21 protein-coding genes are annotated in these 24,224 nt (G+C 72.0%); 11 read left to right on the forward strand and 10 right to left on the reverse strand.

Going from position 1 to position 24,224, the window contains the following annotated elements:
* Positions 1-4: 4 nt before the first annotated feature.
* The 8 genes from narI to ABT340_RS05445 all read right to left on the reverse strand — a co-directional run bounded on the left by narI (position 5) and on the right by ABT340_RS05445 (position 10,728).
* The gene (gene narI, locus ABT340_RS05410; protein WP_352009413.1) at positions 5-709 is read right to left on the reverse strand and encodes a respiratory nitrate reductase subunit gamma; all 705 of its coding nucleotides are present in this window, start codon (positions 707-709) and stop codon (positions 5-7) included.
* Positions 706-1,332 (reverse strand): nitrate reductase molybdenum cofactor assembly chaperone, encoded by a 627-nt coding sequence (gene narJ / locus ABT340_RS05415; protein ID WP_352009414.1) that lies wholly within the window; start codon positions 1,330-1,332, stop codon positions 706-708. Before narJ ends, narI begins: the two co-directional genes overlap by 4 nt.
* Complete coding sequence (gene narH, locus ABT340_RS05420; RefSeq protein WP_352009415.1) at positions 1,329-2,954, reverse strand: nitrate reductase subunit beta; 1,626 nt, start codon at positions 2,952-2,954, stop codon at positions 1,329-1,331. Before narH ends, narJ begins: the two co-directional genes overlap by 4 nt.
* Entirely contained in the window at positions 2,954-6,715 is a 3,762-nt protein-coding gene (locus ABT340_RS05425) for a nitrate reductase subunit alpha (RefSeq protein ID WP_352009416.1), read from the reverse strand. The genes narH and ABT340_RS05425 overlap by 1 nt, the downstream gene beginning before the upstream one ends.
* Before the next feature lie 382 nt (positions 6,716-7,097).
* A complete protein-coding gene (locus ABT340_RS05430; protein WP_352009417.1) occupies positions 7,098-7,589 on the reverse strand; it encodes a MarR family winged helix-turn-helix transcriptional regulator in 492 nt (163 codons plus the stop codon).
* 172 nt (positions 7,590-7,761) lie between these two features.
* Entirely contained in the window at positions 7,762-9,210 is a 1,449-nt protein-coding gene (locus ABT340_RS05435; RefSeq protein WP_352009418.1) for a DNRLRE domain-containing protein, read from the reverse strand.
* A gap of 454 nt (positions 9,211-9,664) precedes the next feature.
* Positions 9,665-9,895 carry a DUF6289 family protein gene (locus ABT340_RS05440; RefSeq protein WP_352009419.1) on the reverse strand — a complete coding sequence of 77 codons (231 nt, stop codon included), beginning with the start codon at positions 9,893-9,895 and terminating at the stop codon, positions 9,665-9,667.
* Between the two features lie 188 nt (positions 9,896-10,083).
* Positions 10,084-10,728, reverse strand: coding sequence for a hypothetical protein (locus tag ABT340_RS05445; RefSeq protein WP_352009420.1), 645 nt, complete (start codon positions 10,726-10,728; stop codon positions 10,084-10,086).
* A gap of 146 nt (positions 10,729-10,874) precedes the next feature.
* Between ABT340_RS05445 and ABT340_RS05450 the strand changes: the two genes are divergently transcribed.
* The 4 genes from ABT340_RS05450 to ABT340_RS05465 all read left to right on the forward strand — a co-directional run bounded on the left by ABT340_RS05450 (position 10,875) and on the right by ABT340_RS05465 (position 14,727).
* Positions 10,875-12,578, forward strand: a complete 1,704-nt coding sequence (locus ABT340_RS05450) for an AMP-binding protein (protein WP_352009421.1) — start codon at positions 10,875-10,877, stop codon at positions 12,576-12,578.
* Positions 12,579-12,791: 213 nt separating this feature from the next.
* Positions 12,792-13,130 (forward strand): hypothetical protein, encoded by a 339-nt coding sequence (locus tag ABT340_RS05455; RefSeq protein ID WP_352009422.1) that lies wholly within the window; start codon positions 12,792-12,794, stop codon positions 13,128-13,130.
* Positions 13,127-13,420, forward strand: coding sequence for a hypothetical protein (locus ABT340_RS05460; protein ID WP_352009423.1), 294 nt, complete (start codon positions 13,127-13,129; stop codon positions 13,418-13,420). The genes ABT340_RS05455 and ABT340_RS05460 overlap by 4 nt, the downstream gene beginning before the upstream one ends.
* 104 nt (positions 13,421-13,524) lie before the next feature.
* Positions 13,525-14,727, forward strand: a complete 1,203-nt coding sequence (locus ABT340_RS05465; protein WP_352009424.1) for a cysteine desulfurase-like protein — start codon at positions 13,525-13,527, stop codon at positions 14,725-14,727.
* A 4-nt stretch (positions 14,728-14,731) separates the two neighbouring features.
* Here the strand turns inward: ABT340_RS05465 and ABT340_RS05470 are convergent, their stop codons facing one another.
* Positions 14,732-15,151, reverse strand: a complete 420-nt coding sequence (locus tag ABT340_RS05470; protein ID WP_352009425.1) for a hypothetical protein — start codon at positions 15,149-15,151, stop codon at positions 14,732-14,734.
* Positions 15,152-15,328: 177 nt separating this feature from the next.
* Between ABT340_RS05470 and ABT340_RS05475 the strand changes: the two genes are divergently transcribed.
* The 7 genes from ABT340_RS05475 to ABT340_RS05505 all read left to right on the forward strand — a co-directional run bounded on the left by ABT340_RS05475 (position 15,329) and on the right by ABT340_RS05505 (position 23,142).
* The gene (locus ABT340_RS05475; RefSeq protein ID WP_352009426.1) at positions 15,329-16,273 is read left to right on the forward strand and encodes a LysR family transcriptional regulator; all 945 of its coding nucleotides are present in this window, start codon (positions 15,329-15,331) and stop codon (positions 16,271-16,273) included.
* Positions 16,274-16,517: 244 nt separating this feature from the next.
* A complete protein-coding gene (locus ABT340_RS05480; RefSeq protein ID WP_352009427.1) occupies positions 16,518-18,242 on the forward strand; it encodes an ABC transporter substrate-binding protein in 1,725 nt (574 codons plus the stop codon).
* A gap of 5 nt (positions 18,243-18,247) precedes the next feature.
* The gene (locus tag ABT340_RS05485; protein WP_352009428.1) at positions 18,248-19,186 is read left to right on the forward strand and encodes an ABC transporter permease; all 939 of its coding nucleotides are present in this window, start codon (positions 18,248-18,250) and stop codon (positions 19,184-19,186) included.
* Positions 19,183-20,019: an ABC transporter permease gene (locus ABT340_RS05490; RefSeq protein ID WP_352009429.1), complete on the forward strand. Its 837-nt coding sequence runs from the start codon at positions 19,183-19,185 to the stop codon at positions 20,017-20,019. The genes ABT340_RS05485 and ABT340_RS05490 overlap by 4 nt, the downstream gene beginning before the upstream one ends.
* Entirely contained in the window at positions 20,016-21,872 is a 1,857-nt protein-coding gene (locus tag ABT340_RS05495) for a dipeptide ABC transporter ATP-binding protein (protein WP_352009430.1), read from the forward strand. The genes ABT340_RS05490 and ABT340_RS05495 overlap by 4 nt, the downstream gene beginning before the upstream one ends.
* 9 nt (positions 21,873-21,881) lie before the next feature.
* Positions 21,882-22,697, forward strand: coding sequence for an SDR family NAD(P)-dependent oxidoreductase (locus ABT340_RS05500; protein WP_352009431.1), 816 nt, complete (start codon positions 21,882-21,884; stop codon positions 22,695-22,697).
* 37 nt (positions 22,698-22,734) lie between these two features.
* Entirely contained in the window at positions 22,735-23,142 is a 408-nt protein-coding gene (locus ABT340_RS05505) for an ester cyclase (RefSeq protein ID WP_352009432.1), read from the forward strand.
* A 57-nt stretch (positions 23,143-23,199) separates the two neighbouring features.
* On the opposite strand, the gene ABT340_RS05510 is transcribed toward ABT340_RS05505, so the two are convergent.
* On the reverse strand, positions 23,200-24,224 hold a 1,025-nt coding region (locus ABT340_RS05510), incomplete at its 5' end, for a thioesterase domain-containing protein (protein ID WP_352009433.1).

Raw genomic sequence — 24,224 nt, forward strand, 5'->3', positions numbered from 1 at the left:
GGGATCAGCGCTTCCCGCCCCGGCCCGCGAGCGTGGCCCGCGACCGATAGACGACATAGGGGCGCACCAGATAACCCAGCGGGACGCCGAAGGCGTGCACCAGCCTGCTGAACGGCCACAGCGCGAACAGGGCCATGCCGAGCAGGGTGTGCACCTGGAAGAGCAGCGGGGCGTTCGCCATGGCGGGCACGTCGGGCTCCAGCTCGAACAGGCTCCTGAACCACACCGAGACCCCGAGCCGGTAGTCGTAGGAGCCCGTCCTCGCGCCGATCAGGGTGGCCGCGACCCCGGCGAGCAGGACGGTGGCCAGCACCGGATAGACCAGGCGGTCACCACGGACGCCGGCCTGCCTGACGGCACTGACCCGCAGCCTTCGCCACATCAGGAGGGCGAGCCCGCAGACGGCGGCGACCCCGGCCAGGCCGCCGACGAACAGCGCGTTCGCGCGGTAGAGGGACTCGGTGATGTGCATGTCCTCGGTCAGCCGTTCGGGGACGAGCAGCCCGACGAGGTGGCCCGCGATGACGAACAGCAGGCCGTAGTGGAAGAGCGGCCCCGCCACGCGCAGCAGGCGGCTCTCGTGCAGCTGGCTTGATCGGGTGGTCATCCCGAAGCGGTCGTAGCGGTAGCGCCAGACGCTGCCCGCGACGAACAGGACGAGGACGAGGTAGGGCAGTACGCCCCACAACGCGATCTGCAGATGTCTCACCGGCGGGCTCCCTGGCTGGAGTGCTGAGTGACCGTTGGATAGGGAGTGAGGTCGAGGCCGACGCTCTCGGAGGGCGGCCCCGCCTGCGTGATCTCGCCCACCGCCCGGCGTTCCCGCGCGCTCGCCTGAGGCAGGGTCGCGCGTACGGCGTCGAGCACGTCGGCGTAGGGACTGCGGTACTTGTGCAGGGCGGCGGACAGCAGGTCGAGCGCCGCCCGGTGCCCGCGCAGCAGTGGCCCGCCCCGTTCGGGGCAGCGGGCCGCGAACTCCAGCATCAGCGGCAGGAAGTCGGGTAGTTCCGCCTCCTCCGGCCGCCAGCCGCTGGCGCGGTAGAGCGCCTTGATCTCGGCGAGGGAGGCGCCCCGCCGTCTGGTGTCGCCGTCGGTGTAGTAGGTCAGGTGCAGGGTACGGCGGCCGCTGCGGTCGAAGGTCGTGACGTACCGGGCGGCGAGGTCGAGGGTGTCCTGTTCCCGCACGTGGTCGCGGAAGCGCAGCAGGAGGCGGGCGGGCGGTGTCGGGACGACGGCCAGGGCCCGCCCTACCAGGTCGAGGTGGCCGGGCCAGTCGGGACCAGGATAGGCGAGCAGCAGGGAGGCGGCCTGGTGGACGACGGCGTGGTTCATCCGGCCTCTCCTCTGCGGGGTGGGAACAGGCCGTCGGGCCGGCCCCTGCCGTCCCAGCCGAACAGGTTGAACCGCCCGCGCCGCTCGTCGCCGCCGTCCGGGATCGGTGACGCGTGGAAGGCGGCGGTGTCCACTCCCGCCCTCATCCCCGCGAACATGTCCTCCGTCATGCCGGGGCCGCCCGGTCCGTCCAGGCTGCACCCCGCCGCCGCGTCGGCCCGCCCCGCGCCCGCGGCGTAGGCGGTGGGGATGACGTACCGCTCGTCGTACTTGGCCAGGGCGAGCAGGCGGTACATCTCCTCGATCTCCCCGGGCCGCATCCCGACGTCCTCCGCGACCGTGGGGTCCGGCTCCTCGCCGAGGTTGAGCGCCCGCATGTGCGAGCGCATCGCCGCGAGCCTGCGCAGCGCCGCCTCGACCGGGGCGGTGTCGCCCGCGGTGAACAGCCCCGCCAGGTACTCCAGCGGGATGCGCAGCGCGTCGATCGCGCCGAAGAGGTTGTCCGCGTCCTCCCCGTCGTTGCCGGTCCCGGCCAGCGCGTCCACCACCGGGGACAGCGGCGGCACGTACCAGACCATCGGCATGGTCCGGTACTCCGGGTGCAGCGGCAGCGCGACCCGGTAACGGGTGATGAGCGCGTTCACCGGGGAGCGCCTGGCGGCCAGGATCCAGTCGTGCGGGATGCCCGCCGCCTCCGCGGCGGCGACCACCTCGGGGTCGTCGGGCGAGAGGAAGCAGTCGAGCTGGGCCGGGTAGAGGTCCTCCTCCCTGGGCGTCGCGGCGGCCTCACCGACCCGGTCGGCGTCGTAGAGCATCACCCCGAGGTAGCGCAGCCTGCCGACGCACGTCTCGGAGCAGACGGTCGGCGCCCCGGCCTCGATCCGCGGGTAGCACAGCGTGCACTTCTCCGCCTTGCCGCTGTCGTGGTTGAAGTACACCTTCTTGTACGGACAGCCGCTGACGCACATCCGCCAGCCCCGGCACCTGTCCTGGTCGACCAGGACGATGCCGTCCTCAAGCCGCTTGTACATCGCGCCGGAGGGGCAGACGGCCACGCAGGACGGGTTGAGGCAGTGCTCGCAGATGCGCGGCAGGTAGAACATGAAGGAGCGCTCGTACTCCAGCCGCACCTCCTGGCTGACCCTGCGCAGCACCGGGTCGCCCGCCAGGTGCTCAGGGCCACCGCCCAGGTCGTCGTCCCAGTTGGGCCCCCAGGTGACGGCCGTCGGGGAGCCGTCGATGAGCGAACGGGGCGCGGCCGTGGGCACGTCGTCGCCCAGCGGGGCGTTGATGAGGTTCTCGTAGTCGTAGGTCCACGGCTGGTAGTAGTCGTCGAGCAGCGGCAGTTCGGGGTTGGCGAACAGCCGGCTCAGGCGCCTGACCCGGCCGCCGGAGCGCGGCACCAGCCTGCCGTTGCGCAGCCGCCAGCCGCCCTTCCACCTGTCCTGGTCCTCGTAGCCCCTGGGGTAACCCTGCCCGGGACGGGTCTCGACGTTGTTGAACCAGACGTACTCGGTGCCCGCCCGGTTGGTCCATGTCTGCTTGCAGGTGACGGAGCAGGTGTGGCAGCCGATGCACTTGTCCAGGTTCATCACCATGGCGATCTGAGCCATCACGCGCATCAGTACTGCACCTCCTGGGAACGGCGGCGGATGACGGTCACCGCGTCACGCTGGTTGCCGGTCGGCCCGTAGTAGTTGGGCGCGAAGGACAGCTGGCCGTACCCGCCGATGAGGTGGGTCGGTTTGATCAGCAGTTTGGTGAGGGCGTTGTGCACGCCGCCCCGGCGCCCCGTGGCCTGCGACTTCGGCACGTTCACCAGGCGTTCCTGCACGTGGTACATGAAGACGGTGCCCTGCGGCATCCGGTGGGAGACCACGGCGCGGGCGACGACGACGCCGTTGGCGTTGACCGCCTCGATCCAGTCGTTGTCCGCGATCCCGGCGGCCCGGGCGTCCTCGACGCTGACCCAGATGACGGGGCCGCCCCTGGCCAGGGTCTGCATCAGCAGGTTCTCCTGGTACTCGGAGTGGATGGACCACTTGGAGTGCGGGGTGACGTAGCGGACGGTCACCGCGAGATCCCCCTCGTGGGTCCCGCCGTACTCGCCGAGGGCCGCCGTGTCCAGCGGCGGCCGGTAGACCGGGAGCTGCTCGCCCAGCTCGGCCATCCAGTCGTGGTCGAGGTAGAAGTGCTGGCGCCCGGTGAGGGTGTGCCACGGTTTGGCGTGCTCGACGTTGACGGTGAACGGCGCGTAGCGGCGGTCGGGGGCCTCCTTGCCCGACCACTCGAAACTCGCCCCGACCTGCACGGGACGGTCCTGGGTGTCGGAGAAGACCACCCTGCGCTCGGCGACGGAGGCGGCCAGTTCGGCCATGCCGGAGCCGGGGCCGCAGCGTTCGCCGAGCCTGGTGAAGCCCTCGGCGGCGACCCGCCCGTTCGTGGTGCCGGACAGGGCCAGGATCGCCTCGCACAGCTTGACGTCGCTGTCCAGCAGCGGCCTGCCCGCCGCCGGGCCGTCCCCGGCCTGCCCGCAGCGCGCGGTCAGCCAGCGCGCCTCGGGCGCGGTGCCGACGGTGACGCCCTTGACCGTCAGGCCCACCTGTTCCGGCAGCGGGCCGAGGGAGGCGAGCTTGGCGGCGACGGCGGTGTAGTCACGTTCGACGAGGGCCAGCGCGGGCAGGTTGTGGCCCGGCCGCGCAGGGACGTCGCCGCCGCGCCAGTCGGGGACGCGGCCGCCGGGCTGGGCCGTCTCACCGGGCGTGTCGTGCTGCAGCGCGGTGGCGACCAGGTCGTGGGCGACGTCCAGCCGCCCCGCGGCCAGCTCGGAGAACCTGCGCGCCAGACCGTGGAAGATCTCGAAGTCGGTGCGGGCCTGCCAGGGCGGGCTGATGGCGGGGGAGAAGGCGTGCACGTACGGGTGCATGTCGGTGCTGGACAGGTCGTGCTTCTCGTACCAGGTCGCGGCGGGCAACACCAGGTCGGAGAACAATGTGGTCGAGGTCATCCGGAAGTCCAGCGAGAGCAGCAGGTCGAGTTTGCCGCGCGGTGCCTCGTCGCGCCACTCCACCTCGCGGGGCCTGTCGCCAGGGGGCGCCTCCTGGGCGGTGGCGTTGTCGGGAGCGCCGAGCAGGTGCCGCAGGAAGTACTCGTTGCCCTTGGCGGAGGAGCCGATGAGGTTGGCCCGCCACACCGTCAGCACCCTTGGCCAGTTCTCCGGCGCGTCCGGGTCCTCGCAGGCGAAGCCGACCCTGCCCGCCGCGATCTCCTCGGCCGCCCACAGCGCCGGGTCCTTCCCACTGGCCCGCGCCCTGGCCCCGAGCTCCAGGGGGTTGGCGGAGAAGGTCGGATACGACGGCATCCAGCCGAGCCTGGCCGACTGCGCGACGAGGTCGGCGGTGTGCCGTCCCGCGAACAGCCGCCGCCCGGTCGCGCTGGACAGCGCGTCGGCGGAGAAACGCTCGTAGCGCCACTGGTCGGTGTGCACGTACCAGTACGGTGTGCCCGCCATCTGCCGTGAGGGACGCACCCAGTCGGCGGCCGTGGACAGCTGCTGCCATCCGGCCAGCGGCCGTACCTTCTCCTGGCCCACGTAGTGCGCCCACCCGCCGCCGTTGACGCCCTGGCAGCCGGTCAGCAGCAGCAGTGAGAGGAACGAGCGGTAGATCGTGTCGGAGTGGAACCAGTGGTTGGTGCCCGCGCCCATCACGATCATCGCCCGGCCCCGGGTCTTCTCCGCGGTCGTGGCGAACTCCCTGGCGATCCGGGTGATCCGTTCGGCGGGGACCGAGGTGATCCGCTCCTGCCAGGCCGGGGTGCAGGGGGAGTCGGCGTCGTCGTAGCCGTCCGGCCACCGTCCGGGAAGGCCGGGGCGGCGCACGCCGTACTGGGCGAGGAGCAGGTCGAAGACGGTGGTCACCAGGCGTCCGCCGATCCGCCGCACCGGCACCCCGCGCCGTACCGCGCCCGTCTCCCCGTCGCCTTCACCGAGGCCGGAGTCGAAGCGGGGCAGCAGGATCTCGGCGGTCTCGCCGCCCTGCGGCGGGTGGAGGCTGAGCAGCGGCTCGACCGCGCCCAGGTCCAGGTTCCACCGGCCTGCGCCCGCCTCGCTCCAGCGTTCGCCGAGGGTGCCGTTGGGCGCGACCGGCTCACCGGTGACCGCGTCGAGGAGCACCGGCCGCCACCGGTCGGCCCCGTTCACCGCGGCCCCGTCCCCTGGGGCGCTGCCCTCTGGGGCGCCGTCCGGTGCCAGGTCGGCGGCGGTGACGAACTTGCCGGGCACGTATCCGCCCGTCTCGTGCTCCTCCAGCGCGACCAGGAACGGCAGGTCGGTGAAGCGTCTGACGTAGTCGGTGAAGTACGGCACGGTGCGCTCGACGAAGAACTCGTTCAGGATCACGTGTCCCATCGCCATGGCGACCGCGCCGTCCGTGCCCGGGTGCGGGTGCAGCCACTCGTCGGCGAACTTCGTCGCGTCCGAGTAGTCGGGCGAGACCACGACGACCTTCTGGCCCCGGTAGCGGGCCTCGGCCATCCAGTGCGCGTCCGGGGTGCGGGTGACCGGAACGTTCGACCCCCACAGCATCAGGTAGGCCGCGTCCCACCAGTCGGCCGACTCGGGCACGTCGGTCTGGTCCCCGAAGACCTGGGGCGAGGCCACCGGCAGGTCGGCGTACCAGTCGTAGAAGGACAGCATGGGGGCGCCGATGAGCGACATGAAACGCGCGCCGATCGCGTGCGAGGCCATCGACATGGCGGGGATGGGGGAGAAGCCCGCGACGCGGTCGGGGCCGTACTTCATGATGGTGTGGACGTGCGCGGCGGCGGCGATCTCCAGCGCCTCCTCCCACCCGATCCGCACCAGCCCGCCCTGGCCGCGCGCCGACTGGTAGCGCCGTCGTCTCTCCGGGTCCGAGGTGATCTCCGCCCAGGCCGCGACGGGGTCGCCGAGCCTGGTTCTGGCCTCCCGGTACATCCGTACCAGGACGCCACGGGCGTGCGGGTGGCGGACCCTGGTCGGAGAGTAGGTGTACCAGGAGAAGGAGGCCCCGCGCGGGCACCCCCTCGGCTCGTACTCCGGCCGGTCGGGACCCACGGAGGGGTAGTCGGTCTGCTGGGTCTCCCAGGTGATCAGCCCGTCCTTCACGTACACCTTCCAGGAGCACGACCCGGTGCAGTTCACCCCGTGGGTCGAGCGCACCACCTTGTCGTGCGCCCATCGCTCCCGGTAGGGGGCGTCGTTGACTGCCTGGTCGCCGCGGAAGACGGCCCGCAGGTCGGGGGTTGTCTCCGAGCGGTGCAGTAACCTGCCCGCCTGGAGGAGCATCTCCGTTGCGGCTGCCGCCGCCCGGTCGGTTCTGTCACGCGCTGTCCGAGGAACCATGGAACCCCCTCGGCGGGCATGCGTCATCACGCCCGCGCCGCTCCTGATGTTCACTGTGTGGAGCTGCCCGCTGTCGGTGGCGGCCTCATTGCCGCATGGAAACAACCGGAGTCAGCAGCCGGGCAACACTTTCGTCAAGGAAAGTGTTTCTATCATGCGATGGTTAACGGGGGAATCCGTCTGCTCGGCATGTCGATTCTTTCGGGCCCGAAACGCGCGAGACGGCCCTCCGGAACGACGGAAAGGGTCGCCAGAAGGGCCGTCTGCGGGGTTTTCTGCACGTCAGGTGGATATGAGGAAGGAAAATGAGCCATTGATGTGGGCCGTCGCGAACGGGCCTTTATGGCTGGATGTGTGGGGTTGTCATGGGGAAAACGGAGCTTCAGGAGAGAAGGTCGGTATCGTCCTCGTCCTGCGCGACCGCGGTGAACTCCTGCAGCCCCCGGGCGAGGGCCTGCCGCGTCCCGGGCGTCAGCCGCTCCAGCGCCGCGCCGATGCGCCTGCGACGGGCCGAGCGCAGCCGCCGCAGCGTCTCCCGGCCCCGCTCGGCGGTCTCGATGCGGATCTCACGGCGACTGTGCGGGGCGGGGAAACGGGTCAGCAGCCCGGCGCCGTCGAGCCGGTCGACCATCCGGCCCGTGGCCGAGATCGACATGCTGAGGTGGGCGGCGAGCGTGCTGAGGTTGAGCGGGCCGTGCCGGTCGACCGCCAGCAGCACCCGAAGCTGGGTGAGCGACAGGTCGCTCATCTCGGCCACCGCGTTGAGCGTCACCTCGACCAGGACCAGGGAGGCCTCCTCGACCACCCAGGCCGAATCGCTCTCCCCGCCGGAGGGAAGCTCGTCGCCGCCGCCGTGGATCGCTTCGGTGGTCATGCGCGCCCTTTCGCTGTACGGTTCGCCGCCCCCGTGGCGACGCCCTCTGTTTAGACCGTACTGAGCCCGGGCCGTCCGCACGACCGTGTACGCGGACCGGCCCCGCCGGGTGAGCGCGTCGCGCCCGCCCGCCGGGGCCGGTCCTGGGTCGGTGAAAGGGGTCGGCGAGGGGTCAGTGCCGCCGGTAGGTGACGGTGAGCGTCGGCTGCCCGACGCCCTCCTCCTTGTTCTCCGAGGCGGCGAACGCACGCCAGTTGTCGGCCTCGGCCTCGTTGGCGCTGCGCAGCTGGACGCCGTGGTTGGGGGCGCCGGCGGCCCAGGCACGGGCGATGGAGGTCACCTCCCAGCGCAGGTAGCCCGCCCCGCGGCGGCAGGGAGCGGTCCAGGTACGGCCGCGACCCTCACGGTTGGTCGTGGCGCCCACCGAGGTCGCCGGGGGCTTGTTCGCCCAGGTCAGGTTGTGCTCGTTCCAGGCGCCGGTGAGGCGCTCCACGGTCAGGCCCGAGCCGACCCGCCTGCCGCAGGCGCTGGTCTCGACGTTCCACAGCCCGAGCCGGGCCGACAGGACCTTCTTCCTGTTCAGCGCGTGGGTGTCGAACCTCAGCAGGGAGCGCATGACGTCGCTTCCGCTCTGGTCCTCCTTCAGCATCGTCCCGGCGATGATCAGGACGTCGCCCGGGTGGGAGTTCCAGGAGGTCGCGACGTCGGTGTCCGCCTCGATGGGCAGGGTGGTCGTTGGGTCGACGGTCACCGGGTAGACGGTCGCGGGGTTGGACAGGAACGCCTGGTCCGGCTTGAGGACCAGGGTCGTCGAGCCGTTCTCCGTCTCGACCCTCGTGTCGATCACCGAGACCGCCTTACCGCGGGGCTTGCCGTGCCCGCGCGAGTCCCACATCAGCGGCTGCGACGCCGAGGCGACGACCTCGCCGTTGTCCGTGCCCTCGGTGTCGGTCAGCAGCAGCCGTCCCGCCGGGGACTCCGACAGCGCGACCCCGGTGGTCTGGACGGGGATGCGCAGTTCGAGCGGGCCAGAGGGCCGCTCCCGCAGCACCACGTCGTGCCGGAAACCGGTGGGCAGCGCGGTCACGACGAGGTCGGCGGCGGGTCCGGCGGCGTCGGTGAACGTCGCGACGTTCCCCTTGACGACGGGCTTGGGCAGCGGCTTGGGCCACTGCAGGGAGAACACGCGTCCCGCGTCGTCCGTCAGCGTCGCCAGCGGCCCGTCGCCGCCGCCGGAGATCCTGACGTCCGCCCGCGCCGCGCGCGGCCTGAGCGCCCCGCCCTCCTCGACCAGGTCGGTGTCGACGGCCACCCACTGGCCGTTCCGCCTGACCTGCGAGGGGCCGGAGGTGATCGTGGAGGTGAAGCTGCCGTCGGGGTTGGCCACGGTGGTGCTGGTCTCGTCGGTCAGACCCGGCACGGGGACGGCCCGCCCCAGCGAGGCGGCCTGCTCCGCGGCGGCCTGCTCGACGGCGTCCCGAGCGTCGTCGTCGGCCACGGTCTGCGGCTGCCCTGCGCCCGGCGCGGCCAGGGCCTGGACGGCCGTCCCGCCGGTGAGAGCGGCCACCGTCGTCACGCCCAGGGCCAGCCGGCCCAGGGAACCCCCAAGAGAAATGCGCATGTGCGTCCTATGTCGTGAGCGAACATTCGACGGGAATGCCTTTTCGCACGGAAAACGCGTTCACACCGACCGTGACGGGTCGCGTGGAGTTCGAGCGTCCGTCATTTCCCCTGGAAACGGCGGGCGGTTACGGATTCCTCCGGCATGGGATTCACCGGCGCCGTTTCTTGCCCCGTGGCGTCGGTGTGAAGAGGGAGGAAGGCGGCCGGTTCGCCGAGCGAACCGGTGTGATCACCCTTGGTGAGGGTGTCCCGTCGTGGGTGCGAGCATGGTTCCCCGTTTCTGCGATGAAGCAAGATCCCCGTTGGCCCAAATAACTATCACGAATAAGTACTGAAAAATAAGGACATTAGTGCAGTGTGGCGCACGTCACACCGGCGTATTCGTTTCCTTCCACGACGCGGAACGCGCGGGGCCGCACCCCCGTTTCCCGGACGTACGGCCCCGCGGACTGTCAGCAGTCGCTCTCGTGGTAGGTGCTGTGACCGCTCCAGACCCCCCAGCTCGCGGTGTAGCCGTAGCAGTCGGTCCACTCGCCGCCGACCGCGGTGGTGAGCGAGTCGTCGGAGTAGTAGGTGGTGCTGCAGCTGCGCCCCATCCCACAGGGCATGGCCTGGGCCGGGGCGGCGGGGAGAAGGGCGAGGAGGGGAGCGGCGAATGCGGTGGCGAGGAGCACGCGGCGCATCGTTGGGGGGTCCTTCCTGTTCGTGGGAGGGCGTGGAACGAAAAGGCCCCGATGGCGGACGGCGGAGGCCTCACGGATCCTTCATGGATCACTGCCAGGGTGTGCGCGGGACGGTGAACCGGCAACCGGAGGTCTCATGGATGAGGCCGTCCCGACAGTCGCGGTGCCGGGACGGCGATGTCCGAAAATCAGTCCGCGACGTAGTCGATCGAGTCGATCCAGTACCCCGACCCCGCCGACAGCCTGCGCGCGTGCATGAACATGGCGCCGCCCTCGTAGGAGTAGGCGCACCGCTGCCCGCCACGCTCGGACTCGCATCCCTGGAAGATGTGGCCGACGCCGCCGTACCTGGTCCTGAACAGGGTCTTCACCGCCCCGGCCGAGGCGACCTCAAGACCGCGGTTCCTGTCTCCGGCCCGCCATGCGCCGAAGAGGCGGGTGGCGGCCCCGCCGGGGGTGGCGACGTGGCGTGAGGTGTAGACCCTGGTCACCCTCGGTCCCGACACGATCATCAGAATTCCGTTGAGCCCGCCGGGGACGCGGACGCTCGTGTGGACGAACCGGCAGGCGTTGCCGGCGCAACCGGCGAAGCGGTCCGGCGCCCGGTACGGGTACCCGAAGACCGCGTTCACCGCGGCGGGCGTCGCCACGGCGGAGGCCGCGCGGCGGTCCCTCCCCAGCCAGGCCCGGAACAATCTGCCCGCCACCTCGGACGGCTTCGCCACGGCGGTGTGCCCCGCCGTCGTCGCGGTCTCCGCCTGGACCTGTGCCGGCGCGCAGAGCGCCAGCGCTCCCGCGGCGGTCAGTACGGCGGTGGCCTTCGACCCACGCATCATGACTCCTCACTCGTGCGGGAGCCCGCTGTGGCCTCCCGCACGATGACGCCGGCGCCCGCCGGCCGGTTCACGAAAAAGCCCTTTGTTTCGGAAACGGTGCCGAGCGCCGCCCGGAGTAAGGTGCCGCAGAGAGGAGTCGTGCGATGGGGAAAAGCGGTAACACGGAGATCTATCGTCAGGCGCGTGACCTGCTGCTGGGATGCGGCGGGGAGCACGCGGAGGCGGTGCGGCGCTTCACCTGGCCCCGGTTCGAGGGCCCCTTCAACTGGGCGGTCGACTGGTTCGACGCGATCGCGCGCGGCAACGGCCGTACGGCGTTGTGGATCGTCGAGGAGGACGGTTCCGAGGCCCGCTACACCTTCGACGAGATGGCCCGGCGTTCCGACCGGGTCGCGGCGTTCCTGGCGGCCCAGGGGGTTCGCCGGGGGGAGCGCGTCATGCTCATGCTCGACAACCAGATCGAGCTGTGGGAGTCGATGCTGGCGGTGATGAAGCTGGGCGCGGTGATCCTGCCCGCGACCACCGCGCTCGGCCCGGGCGACCTGCCCGACCGCATCGGCAGGGGCGGGGCCCGGTACGTGATCGCCAACGCCGCCGACACCGCCAAGTTCGACGGGATCGAGGGGACCTACGTCAGGATCTGCGCCGACGGCGCCCCGGCGGGCTGGGTCGCCTACCGTGACGCCCACACCCTCGACGCGCCCCCGGCGGCGCATCCGGGCACCATGCCGGACGACCCGCTGTTGCTGTACTTCACCTCAGGTACCACGAGCAGGCCGAAGCTGGTCGAGCACACCCAGGTCTCCTATCCGGTCGGCCACCTGACGACGGCCTACTGGATCGGCGTGCGGCCGGGGGACGTGCACCTGAACATCAGCTCCCCCGGGTGGGCCAAGCACGCCTGGAGCTGCTTCTTCGCGCCCTGGATCGCCGAGGCGACGATCTTCGTGCACAACTACGGCAGGTTCGACGCGGGCGCGCTGCTCGCGCAGATCCGCAGGGCGGAGGTGACGACGTTCTGCGCACCGCCGACCGTCTGGCGGATGCTGATAAAAGCTGATTTGTCGGGCGGGCCGGGGCGGCTGCGAGAGGTGGTCTCCGCGGGGGAACCGCTGAACCCCGAGGTGATCGAGCAGGTCCGCGGCCACTGGGGGCTGACGATCCGCGACGGTTTCGGGCAGACCGAGACCACGCTCTCGGTCGGCAACGTGCCCGGCGAACCGGTCAAGCCCGGCTCGATGGGGCTGCCCATGCCCGGGGTCCCGGTGGTTCTGGTCGATCCCGTCACCGGCGAGCGCGCCCAGGAGGGGGAGATCTGCGTCGACCTGGGTGAGCGGCCCGTCTCGCTGATGGCCGGTTACCGGGGCGACGAGACGCGCAACGCCGAGGCCATGGCGGGCGGCTACTACCACACCGGAGACGTCGCCTCCCGCGACGCGGACGGCTACATCTTCTACGTCGGCCGCACCGACGACGTGTTCAAGGCCTCCGACTACAAGATCTCCCCCTTCGAGCTGGAGAGCGTGCTCATCGAGCATCCGGCCGTCGCCGAGGCCGCCGTGGTGCCCGCGCCCGACGAGCTGCGCCTGGCCGTGCCGAAGGCCTACGTCACGCTGGCGGCCGGGTGGGAGCCGGACAGGGAGACCGCGCTGGCCATCCTGCGTCACGCCCGCGAGCGGCTGGCGCCGTACCAGCGGGTACGGCGCCTGGAGTTCTCCGGGCTGCCGAAGACGGTCTCCGGCAAGATCCGCCGTGTGGAGCTGAGGGGACGCGCGGAACGGGACGCGGCCGAGGGCGGCTCCTCCGGCGAGTGGCGCGACGACCAGTTCCCCGAACTGCGTTCCTGAGGCCCGCCGTACCCCGCCCCGGCGACGGTGAGGGTGACCGGGACGGTGACCGGGAGTGGACAAACATGTCACCCGTTCGCGAACAGTGCCTGGTCCGGGGGCGTGGGGCGGACGGGACCGTCCGCCCCACGCCCCGGCTGCCACCCGGCACGGACGGTCGCGCGACCTCTCTGAGGAAGTCGGTGGTTTCTTCGGCGGAGGTGGGAGCGCGCGGTGAACGGACGAACGACGGACGAGCGAACGGCGGGCAACGTGGCGGCGGCGCGGGAGCTGGCCCTGCGGCTGCCGAACTGGACGATCTGGTACGGCCTGCACACCCACAGCTTCTGGGCGATGCCGACGGCGGGACACCTGGCCGCCACACCCCACGTCGAGGCCTCGACCCCGCAGGAGCTGGAGAGCACGGTCAGGCACATGGAGTACCTCGCCGCGCGGGCCGCCTCTCCCGGACCCGAGGCGCCGTACGGCGGGCGCCACGCGGAGCACATCCCTTTCCATGGGGAGCCGAGGGACAGGCCACCGAGTCAGGCACCGGCGCGGGCGGCGCGGTGAGGGCCGAGCGGGCACTGGCCGACCTGCGGCGGGAGCTGCGCGCGGCCGGGGTCGAGACCGAGGAGCACGACGTGTTCGCGACGAGCTCCGGCGATCCGATGCTCAGCCTCGCCCCGGGGCTGATCGTGTGGGCCGGGCCTGAGTGGTTCCGGTGGGTCGGGGAACGCGACCGGTGGAGGTACCACACGACCGGAGACCCGGCGGGAGCCGCCAGGCTGATCCGCCGCTTCCACGACAGGCTGCGGCGCGACCGGCCCGAGGAGGCACACGTACGGCACGAGCATCCCTGACCCGGGGCCCCAGGTGAGGAGTCGGAGACGGCCGTCCGGGGAAGTCTGTCCGGGGGCCGGTCCACACGGCGGCCGGCTGTCCGAGGAACGAGCCTGGAGGCCCTGTGGCATACGACGTGACGGCGGTACGGGCGCACTTCCCCGCGCTGGCGGAGGGGGCGGCGCACTTCGACGGGCCGGGCGGTTCGCAGACCCCCGGTGTGGTCGCCGAGGCGGTGGCCGGGACGCTGCGCTCCGCCGTCGCCAACCGGGGAGTCATGACCGCGGCCGAACGCCGCGCCGACGCGATCGTGACCGGCGCCCGCCGGGCGATGGCCGACCTGCTCGCGGCCACGCCGGAGGGCGTCGTCTTCGGCCGCAGCATGACGCAGCTGACCTATGACATGGCCCGCGCGCTGGCCAAGGAGTGGCGTCCCGGCGACGAGGTCGTGGTCACCACACTCGACCACGACGCCAACATCCGGCCCTGGGAGCAGGCCGCCCTGGCGCGCGGCGTCACGGTTCGCCGCGCCGACTTCGACCCGGACAGCGGGGAACTGCCCGTCGCCGCGGTCGCGGACCTGCTCACCGAGCGCACCAGGCTCGTCGCCGTCACGGCCGCGTCGAACCTGCTGGGCACCCGTCCGGACGTCGCGGCGATCGCCGCGCGGGCGCACGAGGCCGGGGCGCTGGTCTACGTGGACGGGGTGCACCTGACGCCGCACAGTCTGATCGACGTGGGGGCGCTCGGCGCCGACTTCTACGCCTGCTCGCCGTACAAGTTCCTCGGCCCGCACCTGGGCGTGCTCGCCGCGGACCCGGCGCTGCTTGAGACGGTCAACCCCGACAAGCTGCTGCCCGCCAGTGACGCCGTGCCCGAGCGGTTCGAGCTGGGCACACTGCCGTACGAGCTGCTGGCGGGCACGACGGCGGCGGTCGGCTTCCTGGCGGACCTCGTGCCGGGCGAGGGGGACAGGCGCGCGCGGCTCGCCCGCTCGATGGCCGCGCTCGAAGGGCACGAACGGGCCATGCTCGACCGGCTTGAGGCGGGCCTGGCCGAGATCGGCGGGGTGCGGACGTACGGCGCGCCGGGGCGCGAGCGCACCCCGACCACGTTGTTCACCGTCGGCGGGGTCACGCCCGCCGACACCTACCGGCTGCTGGGCGAACGCGGGGTCAACGCGCCCGCCAGCTCCTTCTACGCGCTGGAGTGCTCCCGCAGGCTCGGCCTGGGGGACACGGGCGCGGTGCGCGCCGGGATCGCCCCCTACACCGACGAGCAGGACGTCGACCGGCTGCTGAAGGGCGTGCGCGAACTGGCCGGGTGAGCTCTCAGGCGGCCGTCCCGGCGGGTTGCGCGCGCCGGGCGGTCGTCTCACGTACGGCGACGAACGCCAGCAGGGCGATGCTGCCCAGGTCGAAGACGATGCTCACCGTCGACAGGCCGGGCCGGGCCGCCGGATTGAGGAAGGTGAGCCCGAGGAAGGCGGCCTTGGCGAGGATCGCGGCCAGGCACGCGGCCAGCCGGACGGGCGGGGACAGGACGGCCCACAGCAGGGCGGCGCCCAGCAGGAGCTGGAGCACGCCGCGGTGCTGCAGCAGCGCCAGCACCATGGGATCGGGGTCGGTCACGCCGTAGGTCGACCCCAGCATGGACGGGTTGACCAGGGCGAACACGGGGAGCGTGGTGACCAGGCCCGTCACCGCGAGGGCGGCGCGGGCCGCGATCTCGCCGGGTGGTGTCGAGGACATGTGGCGGGCTCCAATCCATCAGCTTAGTTGATCGTCAGCGTAGCTGACGGATTTCCTCTCTTTCAAGGCCGCCTCCGCGCGGCTCGTGCGCCCGCGTTTCGGCCGTTCAGGCGGGTTCCGGACCCAACAACCAACATTCTAGGTAGATAAAGTGGGTTTTCGGTTTATCATGGGAACATGGGAGCATTGCTCGATCTTGTGCAACTGCGTACTTTTGTTGCCATCGCGGAGTGTGGCGGCTTCGGCCGGGCGGCGTCCGCGCTGCGGACGAGCCAGCCCACGGTGAGCCAGCACGTGCGGTCTCTGGAACGTGTCGTCGGACGTCCGCTGGTCGAACGGGCCGGCAGGCTGACCAGGTTCACCGCGGCCGGCGAGGCGCTGCTGGCCGAGGCGCGGCGACTCCTCGCCGCGCACGACGAGGCGATGTGCAGGCTCGGGGCGGAGCCGGTTCCGACGCTGACCGTCGGGGCCGTCGAGCACGCGGCCTCCCCGGTCCTGCCCGACCTGCTCACCGTCCTGATGTCCGCCCTGCCGGGACGCGACGTGGTGTTCCGGCTGGACCGCAGCACGGTCCTCGCCGAGGCGACGCTGCGCGGGACGGTGGACATGGCGCTGATCCTCGGCGCGGTCGCCAACGTGGGAGGGACGGAGGTCGGCTCCCTGCCGCTGCGTTGGCTGGCCGCGCCGGACTGGGTTCCGCCCGCGCCCGGCGCGCCGCTGCCGCTCGTCGCCTTCCAGGAGCCCTGCGGGCTGCGCCAGCAGGCCGTGGGCGCGCTGGAGAGACTCGGCTGGATCGTGCGGATCACCACCGAGGCGGCCAATCTGGAGGGCGTCCTCACCGCGGTCAGGGCGCGGCTCGGCGTCGCCCTGATGCCGACCGCGTGCGGCGTCCCGCCGGGACTTGAGGAGGTCCGTCAGCTGCCCCCGCAGGGCACACTCGGGCTGCGCCTGCTCAGCAGGCAGGGACTCGACCCGGCGATCGAGGCGTACGCGGGCGACACCCTGCGCGCCTTCTTCGCCGAGGTCCCGCCCTCCCGGCCGTTTCTCACCGGCCTTCCCGGTGGAGATCGGCAGCGTCGCGACCAATACAAGACCAGCCATCCGATAAGCAATTCAAATTGACATCGATTGGCAGGGTGAATTGCTTGGCGAATATTCGTGAAAGGTGGCCTGAAATGCTCGGATGTCATTGACGTAAATCGCCTGACATGGTGTGATCGCTGTGCGGCCCTGACGTTTGCCCGGGGCCGGGGAAAATGATTTCTTTCCACGGAGGGTGCGTTTTCCGGCCATTCGGCTCACCCGCCGATGGCATGTCCGCCCCTTCTCGCGCACGCGTTCCACGCCCCAGAAGAAGGCCACGCCGATGACACCGAGCGATGACCCGGCCACCAGAGCCACCCCGATCCCCGGCCGCAGGCGGGGCGCCCTGCGCTCCCGGCGCCCCGTCGTCCTGATCGCCTGTCTGGCCACGGCCGTCGTCGCAGGCGCCGTCGTCGTCTCCGTGATGACAGGAGGCGCTGACCGGCCGGTGGCGCGGGCCGTCGCGGGCCCCTCGGGCGCGCCCGTCGCGGGCGGCACCCTCACCTACGCGATCGCGGGCACCCAGGTATCGCTGGACCCGGCCGTCGCGGCCACCGCGGTGACCGGTCTCATCGACCGCAACGTCTTCGACTCCCTGGTGGCGCAGACCGGCCCGGACAGCTTCGGTCCCTGGCTGGCCAAGGAGTGGACGGTCTCCAAGGACGGCAAGGTCTACACCTTCACCCTCCGCGAGGGCGTCACCTTCCACGACGGCACCCCGCTCACCGCGGCGGCGGTCAAGGCCTCCCTCGACCACGTGGTCGACCCCGGGACGAAGTCGGCCTACGCGGCCTCGCTGATCGCCCCGTACCGGAGGGCGCGCGTGGTGAGCGACCTGGTCGTCGAGGTGACGCTCTCCCGGCCCTTCACCCCCTTCCTGCAGGCGCTCTCCGTGCCCTACCTGGGCATCCAGAGCCCGGCCGCGCTCGCCGAGCCGGTCTCCGAGTACCGGCCGGTCGGCACCGGCCCCTTCTCCTACGTCTCCTGGGAGAAGGACAGGCGCGTCACCCTCAGGCGCAACCCCGGCTACACCGCGACCCCCGCGGGAGCCTCCCACCAGGGAGCCGCCTACCTCGACGGCCTGGTCTTCGAGTTCGTCTCCGAGGACGCCACGCGGTACGGCGCGCTGACCAGCGGCCAGGCACAGGCCATGGCGGGTGTGCCGCCCGTCAACGCCGACAGGCTGAAGACGCTGCCCGGGTTCACGCTGAACGCCCAGGAGACACCCGGCCTCAACTACAACCTCTACCTCAACCAGACCCGGGGGCCGCTGCGCGACGTGCGGGTCCGCCGCGCCCTGTCCGCCTCGGTCAACGTCGACCAGCTGGTCAGGAGTGTCTACTTCGGTCACTACAGGGCGGCGCGCAACCCGCTCAGCGCGGTGACCGCCGCCTACGACGCGGGCGCCGAGAGCGAACTGGCCTCCTACGACCCCAAGGAGGCGGCCAGGCTCCTGGACGAGGCGGGCTGGAAGGAGACCGACAAGGACGGCTACCGCGTCAAGGACGGCGAACGGCTCACCCTCGTGTGGCCCTTCTGGGCCGAGGGGAACAAGGACCAGCGCGACGTCCTGGCCGAGGGCGTCCAGGCACAGGCCAAACTCGCCGGCATCGAGATCCGGCGGCCCCCCGTCGACACCGGCGCCTACGTGAGCGAGTACCTCATCGGCGGCGGCTACGACCTGATCGACGTCAGCTTCGCCAGGCCGACCCCCGACGTGCTGAGATTCGCCTTCGCCTCGGGCAACACCTACGCCAAGGCGGGCGGCAACGTCGCTCTCGTCGACTCACCCGAGATCGACGAACGGGTCGAGGAGGCGGCCGAGACCTCGGACCCGGAGACGGCCAGGCGCGACTACGCGGCCGTGCAGAAGGAGGTCCTCAGGCAGGCCTACGTGCTGCCCCTCTACACGCCGGTGCAACTCGTCGGCCTGTCGGGGCGGGTGCGCGGCGTCGCCTTCGACGCGCAGACCTACCCCGTCTTCCACGGCGCCTGGCTGGGGGCCTGATCCCCATGCCGCCGCTGGCACGCCGGCTGGCACGCAGGCTCGCGCTGACCCTGTTCGTGCTGTGGGGGACGGCGACACTGGCCTTCATCGGCATGCGGCTCGTGCCCGGAGACCCCGCCCACGTCATCGCGGGCGGGGTCCAGGCGAACGCCACCCCCGAGGTGCTGGAGACGATCCGCGCCCGGTACGGCCTGCACGATCCCCTGCCCGTCCAGTACGCGATCTTCATCGGCAGGCTGGCCCGCGCCGACCTGGGCGAGTCCTACCAGCTCAACCAGCCGGTGAGCGCGGTGATCCTGGAACAGCTCGGCGCGACCGTCGCCCTGGCCACCGGCGCCGCGGTCCTCGGCTTCACCCTGGCGGTGACCCTGGCCCTGTTCACCGCGGGACGCCCCAGAGCCGGGGCCGTCTCCCGCGTCCTGGAGTTCTGCGCCGTCTCGACCCCCAACTTCTGGATCGGCATCCTGCTGCTCGGCGCCTTCTCCTTCACCCTCCACTGGTTCCCCGTACTCGGCGAGGACGGTCCCCGCGCGCTCGTGCTGCCGTGGATCACCCTCGCGCTGCCCATCGCGGGCGTGCTCGCGCAGATCACCAGGGAGGGCGTCGAACGCGCCCTCGGACAGCCCTTCGCCCTGACCGCCAGGTCAAGGGGCGCCACGGAGAACCGCATCCGGCTGCGGCACGCGCTGCGGCACGCCGCACTGCCCGTCCTCACCCTGTCGGGCTGGGCCCTCGGCGAACTCCTCGCCGGAGTCGTGGTCGTCGAGACGGTCTTCGCCCGCCAGGGACTCGGCCAGGCCATCGTCTCGGCGGTCAACGGCAGGGACTTCCCCGTGGTGACCGGCGTCGTCGTGCTCGCGGCCCTCATCTTCTCAGTGATCAACACCGGCCTCGACCTGCTCTACCGGGTGGTCGACCCCCGTGTACGGCAGGCCACCCCGTGACCGCCCCCACGCTCGTGCCGTACCGGGGAACGCGCCCGCGGCCAGGACTGTGGGCGGCCTGCGCGTTCCTCGCCCTCGTCTGCTGCGCCGCGTTGTTCCCCGCGCTGTTCGCCGGGGCACCCGACCAGGTGGACGCGACCGCCGCCCTGCGAGGCCCCGGCGCCGGGCACCCGTTCGGCACCGACCAGCTCGGCCGCGACGTGTTCGCCCGTGTCGTGTACGGCGCCCGCGCCTCGTTGTTCGTCGGTCTGGGCTCCACACTGCTCGCCGGAGCCGCAGGCTCGGCGTGGGGACTGCTGGCCGCGCTCGGCGGACGGGTCGCCGGTGAGATGGCCATGCGCCTGGCCGACATCCTGCTGGCCTTCCCCGGCGTCCTCACGGCACTGCTCGTGGTCGCCGTCCTCGGCCCCGGCACCCGCAACGCCACCCTGGCCATCACCGTCGCCCTGGCCCCCGGCTTCGCCCGCGTCGTCAGGGTCCAGGCCCTCCTCGTGCGGAACTCCGCCTACGTCAGGGCCGCGACCAACCTGGGGCTGCGACCCCGCCGCGTTCTGCGCAGGCACATCGTGCCGAACACGCTGGCGCCGCTGCTGGTCCTGGCGACGCTGAACGTCGGCACCGCCGTCATCGCCGGAGCCTCCCTCAGCTTCCTGGGCCTCGGCCCACGGCCACCGGCCCCCGAATGGGGCTCCATGCTCGCCCAGGCCCGTAACTACCTCGACGTCTCCTGGACCCTCGCCCTCTTCCCCGGCGCCGCCATCACCCTGACCGTCATGTCCGCCACGGCCGTGGGGCGCGCCCTGCAGGCCCGCTACGAGAGGCGGGAGCCGTGACGCGGGAGGAACCGCTGGTCGTCGTGGACGGGCTCTCCGTCGACTTCACCACCCGGCACGGCGTCGTGCGCGCCGTACGGGACGTCGGCCTGACGCTGCGCGCGGGCGAGTGCCTGGCCGTGGTCGGCGAGTCGGGCTCCGGCAAGAGCGTCACCGCCCGCGCGCTGCTCGGCCTGGCCGGGCAGGGCGCCGACGTTCGCGCGCGCACCCTGTCCTTCGCGGGACACGACCTGCTCGGGCTGGGCGGACGGCAGTGGCGGCGGCTGCGCGGACGGCGGATCGGCTACGTCCTGCAGGACGCGCTGACCTCCCTCGACCCGCTGCGCAGGGTCGGCTACGAGGTCGCCGAACCCCTTGAGGTACACGGCCTGGCCACCCGTGACGACCTCGACGACCAGGTCGTCGCGCTGCTGTCCGAGGTGGGCGTCCCCGACCCCGAGGTCCGCCTCCTGCAGTACCCCCACGAACTGTCCGGCGGCCTGCGGCAGCGCGCCCTGATCGCCTCCGCCGTCGCGGCCCGCCCCCGGCTGCTGATCGCCGACGAGCCGACGACCGCCCTCGACGTCACCGTCCAGGCCCAGGTCCTCGACGTGCTGGCCGCCAGGAGGGACGCGGGTACGGCACTGCTGCTGATCAGCCACGACCTGGCGGTCGTCGCCAGGCTCGCCGGCCACGTCGCCGTCCTCTACGCGGGAACGGTCGTCGAACAGGGGCCCGCGGCCGGCCTGCTCACGGCGCCCGCCCACCCCTACACGGCCGACCTGCTCGCCGCGGTGCCCTCCGTCGACGGCCCGGTGCCCGACCTGTCCGGGCTCCGCTCCGCACCCGCCGCCCAGGAGGGCTGCCCCTACGCGCCCCGCTGCCCGCTGGCCGACGACCGCTGCCGTGAACGGCCGCCCGAGGCGCTGCCGTACGGGACGGACCGGGTGGTGCGCTGCTGGTATCCGGGGGCCGTGCCCGCGACCGCGTCCAGGAAGCGCGCCGCGGGCCCCGCCGCGCCGACGCGGGCCGAGACGGTCCTCACCGTCCGGGGGGTCGTCAAACGCTTCCGTTCACCCGGCGGCTCCCACCGCACCGCGGTCGACGACGTGTCGTTCGACCTGGCCGCGGGGGAGGCGCTGGGAATCGTGGGGGAGTCGGGTTCGGGCAAGAGCACGACCGCCAGGATCGTCATGGCCGAGTTCGAACCCGACGCCGGATCGGTGCTGCTGCACGGCCGGCCCTGGAGCGGCCTGAGGGAACGGGACCGCCGCGCCCGGCGCTCCCGCATCCAGCTCGTCGACCAGGACCCGCTGAGCTCCTTCGACCCCCGCCACACCGTTGAGGAGATCGTCGCGGAGGCGCTGCCCCGCGCTCGGAAAGGCGTCGTACGTGAACGCGTCGCCGAGCTGCTCGGGCAGGTCGGGCTCGACCCCGCCGTCCTCCGCAGCCGGCCCGGCCGGTTGTCCGGCGGTCAGCGGCAGCGCGTGGCCATCGCGAGGGCGCTCGCCCCCGCCCCCGACGTGCTCGTCTGCGACGAGCCGGTCTCCGCGCTCGACGTCACCGTACAGGCGCAGATCCTGACGCTGCTCACCCGGCTCAGACACGAGGCCGGGGTCTCACTGCTGTTCATCTCGCACGACCTGGGCGTCATCCGCCAGGTGTGCGACCGGGTGGCGGTCATGAAGGACGGCAAGGTGGTCGAAACCGGACAGGTCGAGGCCGTCTTCCGTGCTCCACAGGCCGCCTACACCCGGGCGTTGCTCGCCGCCGTGCCACGGATCGGCCCCGGCCCCGTACGGCACACCCGCGTTTCCCAGAACCCGGAACCGCGCGACCCGCGGCCGGGAGACCCGTCCCCGTCACGGACCTGAAAGGCCGACATGACCCCAACCACCCCTGAACCACGTCCTGAGGGCCTCTACCCGGGCTGGACCCCGGCGCCGCGATCCGTCGTCGTGACGGGCGCCGCCTCGGGCATCGGCCGGGCGACCGTGGAACTGTTCGCCGAACGGGGAGTCGGCGTCGTCGCCGTCGACCACGACGAGTGGAGCCTCAAGGAGATCGCCCGCCTCGACCGGGTCGTCCCCCTCGTCGGCGACGTGTCCACGGAGGCCGCCAACCGGAAGGCGGTCGCGCTGGCCGTCGAGGAGTTCGGCGGGCTCGACGCCGTCGTGCTCAACGCCGGGATCGGCGGTACCCGTCCCTTCGAGGCGCCCGGCGCGGTAGAGGCCGCCGAACGCATCCTCTCCGTCAACCTGCGCGGCCCCGTCCTGGGCATCCGGGCAGCGGCACCCGTGCTGCGCGAGGGAGGCGGCGGCTCCATCGTGGTGACCGCCTCCGTCGCCGGCCTGCGCGCAGACCCGGGCAACTGGGCCTACAACGCCTCGAAGGGCGCCGTCATCAACCTGGTACGGGCCGCCGCCATCGACTACGCCGTCCAGGGCATCCGGGTCAACGCCCTGGCCCCCGGCCTCACCTGGACCCGGATCAACGAGGGGGTACGGCAGAACCCGGCCTTCGCGGCGGAGATCGAGAGGCGCATCCCGCTGCAGCGCTTCGGAGAACCCCGCGAACAGGCCGAGGTCGTCTGGTTCCTGACCTCCCCGGCCGCCTCCTACGTCACCGGGACGACGCTGGTCGCCGACGGCGGCCTCGACGCGAGCCTGGGAGTCCTCCCGCTGCCCGGCGTCCGGTGACCCCGTTCCCCACACCTCAACGGAAAAGGAGTCAACGATGAGCACCACGGAGACCAACCGCGCGGTGGCGCGACGCTTCTACGAGGAGGTCGTGTCCAAGGGCCGCCTGGAGGTCCTCGACGAGATCGTCGCCGAGGACGGCACCGACGCCGCGGGACCCGCGCTGGGCGGCGGCGGGCGCGCCGGTTTCGTCCAGCACATCACCTGGCTGCGCCAGGCGGTCGAGGGCGTGACGGCCACGGTGACCGACACCGTCGCCGAGAACGACAGGGTCGTCGTCTACTGGACCATCGAAGGGGTGCAGCGCGGCGAGGTGTTCGGCGCCCCGCCGAGCGGACGCCGTTTCGTCGGCCAGAGCATCAGCACCATCAGGTTCCGTGACGGCCAGATCATCGAGTACGAGGTCCTGCCCGACCGTCTCGGCATCGTGCAGCAGCTCGTCTGAGCGCCCGCCCGCCGCCCGCTCCGGGAGTCCGGAGCGGGCGGCGGTGTCATGCGGCCGTCACACCAGCCCGTCGACCCACGACCTGATCGCCTGGGCGGTGGTGTCCGAACGCTCCTCAAGAGTGGTGAAGTGGTCGCCGGGGATGTCGGTCGACTCGTGCGCCACCGGCCAGTACGCCCGCCAGTCCAGCCGGCCCTCGGGATCGACCGTCGTGCCGCGCAACGGCTCTGTCGCCCGCAGCAGCAGGATCGGCGTCTGGACCGGCTTCGGCTGCCAGCCGACGAAGAGCCGGTTGTAGAGACCCATCGTGGTCAGCCTGTCGTCGTGCAACGTCATGTCGAACCGGTCGATCCGGTCGAGCATCCCGCCGATCATGCCGCCCAGCCACCACTCCATGCCCTCCTGGCCCGCCGCGTCGATCGGATAGCTGTCGATCAGCGCGAGCCCGGCGGGCCTCAGCCCCTGGTCCTCAAGCGCGACGGCGACCGCGTGCGCGACACAGCCCCCCATCGAACGGCCGACGATCACGAAGGGCTCGTCCTCGCCGACGCAGGCACGCAGACCCTCCACGTTCATCTGGACCAGTGTCTCCAGCGAGTCGGGCAGCGCCTCGGCCTCCCCGCCGGTGAATCCGGGAGACGGTACGACGTGGACGTTCCGCTCCCCCCTGAAGACCTGGCCGAACCGCGAGTACTCGTGCGGTCCGGAGATCGCGCTGAGCGCGGGGAAACACACCAGGGACACCCGCCCAGGGCCGGTGGCCAACCTGATCGGGGGTCGCGCGTACCGGTCGCGCTCGGCGGCGCCGAACTGGCCGCGCACGTGCGAGACCGCGAGCAGCAACTCGGCCGCCTGCAGGTGTTTGCCCGTCTCGTGCATCCGCCGGTGGATCGCGGCCAGCCCGCCGCCCGCCCCGCTCACCCCGGTACGGCCTGGCCGTACCTCCCGGGCCGTGTCCCCCAGCTCACGGTCGAGCAGGTCGGCGACGGCCTGGGGGGTGGGGTGGTCGAAGGTGAGGGTCGCCGGTAGGCGGAGTCCGGTGGCGGTGCTGAGGCGGTTGCGCAGTTCGACGGAGGTCAGCG

Origin of the sequence: Streptosporangium sp. NPDC000239, from assembly GCF_040300765.1 — a bacterium.
Taxonomy (GTDB): Bacteria; Actinomycetota; Actinomycetes; order Streptosporangiales; family Streptosporangiaceae; genus Streptosporangium.